Here is a 5,079-nt window from a genome sequence, read left to right on the forward strand (position 1 = left end):
AAATATCACAGCTTCCATGCCATTGAGAATTTTGAATCAAATCATCCGCAGGAACCACAGTAGAAGGAGTTGCTGCACATTCTTCTTCGATCATCTCAATGACTTCAGAAGCCTTTTCGACATAGGCATAGCCTTCTTTCCCGATATAGCAACCAAAACCTTCTACAGCGCGTAAAGCCTCTAATTTTTTTGCAGATTGTGAGACAACAAAGCCGCTTAACTGTTCTGTAAAGAAATATTCCCAAGTATGGAGTTGAAAATTTTTACCTTTGCCTTTGATAACTAACTTAGAAAAGTCATCATGGTTAAACTCTTGCATCCCTTTACGATAGGTGCGATGAATGCCAGTCCATTCACTTAGATCAGGATATGCACCTAAGGTGATGTAATCCGGTGGCAGTAAATAGGTTGGTGGTTTTTCTTTATTAACCTTTGTCTCAGGAATCTCTAAGCAAGCTTTCATCATGGTCAGTCGCCGTAGAAAACCAGACAAACTTGTGGGAGGAACGAAGGGATAGGTTGCAATGTTTAAGATCGAACTGGGGATCATCCTAAACGTCATTGCCGCCGTAGGTTTTATGGTGAGTTGAAGGCAATACATGGCTTATTTCTGGAGAACATTATCGACGAACGTACTGGAATAGTCTTGTAATTTCGTTAGGGCTGCGTCACCGCTCCATCGTTCAAAGTGATTGAGTTCAACATGATGTTCACCTTCATGTTCTGGAATTTGCGATAGACGAATAAAATCATTTACGGCAATCTCTGGATCGGTCACAGAAGGAGAGATAACAGGTCTTTTTCCTCGTGGCACAAGGTAACGATCTACAACTAGCAACGGCTGATTTGTTTCTGGGTTTTCGGCGATCGCCACCCCTTTAGGATTACCGGAGCCAATGCGTGGGAGAGCATCAAGAAAGGCATAGGCAACAGCGGCAAAATCTTGATCCGTAATGCTTAAGCCGTGGTTAGAAACAGGGTATAGAATACCGGGCTGATTGTATTGCCGCTTAAAAGGAATGGGTGTTTCATCCTTGCCACTTTTTGGGCTTGCCATACGGGATGGGTGCATTGCCCGCTGCTTCTCTTCTGGATCAATGTTTTGAATCGCGACACCGCCACCGTGGCTTACGCGACCGATCAATGTTTTCTTGCCAGCTTCTAAACCACCAAATACAGAGCAAATTGGGCATTCAATTTCTGCACAGGTAGCAGGAATTCCGCATTTCAGCTTATCGCCTAACAGAGTGCCATCTTTATGGGGCGCCCAAATCAAACAACGTCGTTCAACACCCCGTCTTTTAGTTGGCGAGATATAGCATTTTTCTAAAGATTGACCATCACGAGTGCTAAGTTTAACAACCTCTACCATGTTGACGTTGACTTGTACTTCATGCCCTAAATAAAGCTCTTGAGAGCCTTCAAGAATGGCATAGATATCAAAGTGAAGACGAGTATTATCAGTGATTTGGGATAATCCAGTAGCCATTTTTAATTATCTCCAGAATTTTTAGATTTACGGACAAGTTCGGGGAAACGAGTATAAAGAGAAAGTTTCAATTGATAGGTTAATTCTTTCCAATCTTTCTCTTGAGAATAGTCATCACTGTCTGCAAAATGAGCATAGGCATTGGTGACATCATCAATATAAAGTTGTAACCAAGTTTTTCCTTCTTTCTCCTGTTCTCGCTCTGATTGACCAAGGGTCTGCAAAAGCTCCTGAGTTTGCTGATAAATGAAATAGTTATCAGGATTTTTCCAAAGTCGAGCCTGAACAATTGTCTCAACTCCTAAGGTTGCGTAATAACCAAAAAAGTTAGGATCATCAACTTTTTCAATTAATTTACTCATCTCTCTACGATAGTCTTCCTCTTTTTCTTTAGACTTTAGAGAACTTTCCATAGAGCCAACAAAGGCAGCCGTTAAACCCGTTAAGGCAGCAACATCTTTATAAAGACGCGCTCGTTTAGCTAGTCGCTTATTAGAGGTCATGTTATTTCCTAAATCATGTTGGATAGTTTGCCAGTAAAGTTGACGTACTTTTTCTAATTCAAAACAATCGGAGTAAGTAACATTTTTAGTTGTTGAATATTCTGCCAAATAGGGCATATTTTTTTGTATATGGCGGATAGCATCTCCTAGCTTTAGATTGATTTCTTTTCCGCTCTCAATAATGCTTTGTCCATAGCCTGCAATGATTCCTTTAACGAAAATAAGATGGCGGTTAGATAAAATAATCGGCTCACTTGCTTGGGTGATTAAAGAAAACTTAAAGTCTTGTAATACCTCCACGCTAAATAATGAAGCAACTTTGGCGATCGCATATTGTACTTGACCTAACTTAGACGAAGCAGCGTCTCCTTTTGACGTTTTATCAGAAGTAAGAACAATATATTTACCTGCATTGAGATTCATTTCTTTACAGGTCAGCATCCTCAAATAATCTTTAAGTTTGAGTTGCGTTGATACCTGATTATCTGCTGCTTCTAGCTTTAAAATAATGCTCTCATCTGTCACCTTTAAAGGCGAAGCAAATGCTAACAAGGCACAGGAATCACAGATATGAGGCCTGCCCTCACCCAATGCTGATTGACGACGCTGAGATGGTCGCTCAAACATAAATCGCAGGACTTGCCATTTTGCAGTTTTAGGATCGAGATCTATCCCACAGGAATAACAAAACTCTTTGTGATCATCTCCCGGCGATCGCGATCTTGGTGTGACGATCTCTTCCGTCAGGACTGGCGCAGGTAATTGGTCAAACTGATCTTCTTTCAGTTCTAGCAATCGATACATTTCAATAAGACACTTAGCAAAAATATCTCCCCGTGTTCCATTAATTTGATCAGTTGCCGTTTTAGTAAAGCCTTTCGCAATAGCTTTGATTTGAAGAAAGGTTTCAGGAGATTTCTTTAGATCCTCTTTTATAAAGATAAATGGATCTCCTCCACTTTCCTCTAGAAGTAGCTGTTTTTGGTTTACAAAATCCTCTGAAAAAATAAGTTTTTCAATGATTTTTTCTTTTTGCTTTACAAGCTTATTCCTGTCTTTTTTTGCAAGATTATCTTGCCGCAACTGACTTTCAATGCTTTTTAAATCTTGATTTAGATTTTTTTGTTCTTCAAGCATTTTTTGAAAAGACTTGGAGAATAGCTCTTGATATTTTGCTGCTTCTTTAGCTTGCATAGCCTCTTTATCAGCGATTTCTTTTGTCTTTGATTTTTTGATCCTTTTCAGAAAGTTCTTGAGTCTCTAATTCTTTATACAGGATATCAATTTTATTTTGGCGATCACTTTGTCTTTGCTTTGCATCTCGCCATACTGCAAAATACCAAGCAGCAAGCATATGCGCTTGTGATTGATTAATCACTGGAATTTCTAAGGCACTGAAGCCACGACCAGAAAGCGTTATAGACTTTAACATTGCGACAAATGTCTGCATTAAACCCGGTAATTCATATCGAGGCAAGCCATACTCAGAAAAAGCGACTTCCTGTAAAAACTTTTTCCATAGCTCTGTAAAGTCGGGAATGCTTTGATTAGGAATAAATAGCTCTACATGGCGATCGCTCTCATTTAAAACTGCAATTTTATAGACTTTTTGTAAATATTCTAAGTAACGCTCAATAATGCTTTCAGTGGATAATCGAGCTTGCAATTCTCCCGGTAATGTCGATTTAAAGAGAATTTTTAAAGATCCAATTTCCTGATTCTGAAAATAGATTTTGTTTGCTTTAATATGTAAATTCCATAGAAAATCAACATTGTTATTTGAAGGCAATATATTTAATTGCCGTATCAGTTGAGAATTGCTAAAGTTTTTTGCGATTGATTGAGCTATAACCTTAATCTCAGAATTAGATTTTAAGCTAATAATTAGTGAATTTTTGGCACTTCTCTCAAGCAACTGTGAGCAGGAGACTGCACTTACTAAAATTTTCAAGGCCCGTAATCGCTGAGAACTAATAAACATGAGCTTCAAAGTAGCGGTAGAGAGATATCACTCGAAAGTGTCCGTAAATCCTTGTTGATATCAATCATAACTGACAAAATTGAAATTAGATCACAGTGTAAGGACAAAGTACACGGACACTTTTGGTATGAGTCGAAGAGGCCAGTCAGTTACGTTATCGCTAAGGGAGTTGGAAAAAGCTCAGCTTGAGGAGTTGGCCCTAGAGTTTGGCTGTGAGTGGGGCGATCGCCCGAATATCTCTAAGCTCATCAAGCAGATTGCCAAACGGGAGCTTAAAATCGCGCCGAATAACGATTGGCAACTGGAGCGGATTAATGTTTTGGAGAAGATCAGGATATTTCTGATAGATCAAGGCAGAATGGCGGAGGCGATCGCCCTTGCCCAGATCTTAAGCGAACGAGGTGAACTCAAAGACATTGCCTTAAAGCGAGAAATCGAAAAATTCTTACAACAGCCTCTCCCAACATGGCGACAGCGCATTGATAGTTTTATTCGCTGTCAACAACCCTTTCAGTTGTCCTATCAAGATGCCCAAGGGCGAATTTGGAGTTTCTCGATCCATCACGCTCAAATCGTTACCCACGAAAAACGCCAATACCTTGACTGTTGGGCAACGGAAACGGAAGGAAATCTTGATTTACCTGAACTGCAACACAACTGGAGTTTGCGTTTAGACCGGATTCAGGATGCTGCCGTCAGTCCCCTCAATGAAAAATGGCGATCGCACCTCGATAGCATTTCTGTAGAACTACACTTGTATCGAGGATTGGCTTTTGCTTATCAAGGGAAAAGTACCGATGTCCATAATGATTGGCATCCAGAACTCCCTAAAACGCGCCAAGTCATTCGCCAGGTGACTAGTACATTTTGGTTTTTTCGGGAAATCTTACCTTATGGGAAAGATTGTAAGATTATTGCCCCTCAATCTATCAGTGATCTTTTTAAACAAGATCTTGAGGCACTCTATCAAATGTATAACCCAAAACATTGATATTCTTTCTGACAAAGTTGCGCAAACTAGAGAGTTTTATCCAGAGCATTTTGTTGGTGAACTCATGTTTCAGAACGACAATACCGATGAATGTGAAGTTTATGCTTCCCTCACA

The 5,079-nt window shown here is 39.8% G+C and carries 4 protein-coding genes and 1 pseudogene; 1 reads left to right on the plus strand and 4 read right to left on the minus strand.

Translation table 11 applies throughout. The features are described 5' to 3' along the window. The 4 genes and pseudogenes from AACR41_RS00275 to AACR41_RS00290 form a co-directional block, all read right to left on the minus strand. Positions 1-466, minus strand: a pseudogene (locus AACR41_RS00275) (hypothetical protein); the annotation flags it as partial. Between the two features lie 138 nt (positions 467-604). Continuing rightward, the gene (locus AACR41_RS00280) at positions 605-1,489 is read right to left on the minus strand and encodes a hypothetical protein (RefSeq protein WP_030008316.1); all 885 of its coding nucleotides are present in this window, start codon (positions 1,487-1,489) and stop codon (positions 605-607) included. Positions 1,490-1,491: 2 nt separating this feature from the next. Beyond that, complete coding sequence (locus AACR41_RS00285) at positions 1,492-3,186, minus strand: hypothetical protein (RefSeq protein ID WP_052349748.1); 1,695 nt, start codon at positions 3,184-3,186, stop codon at positions 1,492-1,494. A gap of 10 nt (positions 3,187-3,196) precedes the next feature. Further along, entirely contained in the window at positions 3,197-3,973 is a 777-nt protein-coding gene (locus AACR41_RS00290) for a hypothetical protein (RefSeq protein WP_200870519.1), read from the minus strand. 127 nt (positions 3,974-4,100) lie between these two features. Here AACR41_RS00290 and AACR41_RS00295 point away from each other — a divergent pair, with 127 nt between their 5' ends. Then, entirely contained in the window at positions 4,101-4,964 is an 864-nt protein-coding gene (locus tag AACR41_RS00295; protein ID WP_030008317.1) for a WYL domain-containing protein, read from the plus strand. Positions 4,965-5,079 lie beyond the last annotated feature (115 nt).

It is taken from the genome of Picosynechococcus sp. NKBG042902 (assembly GCF_963864045.1).
In the GTDB taxonomy this organism is placed as follows: Bacteria; Cyanobacteriota; Cyanobacteriia; order Cyanobacteriales; family MRBY01; genus MRBY01.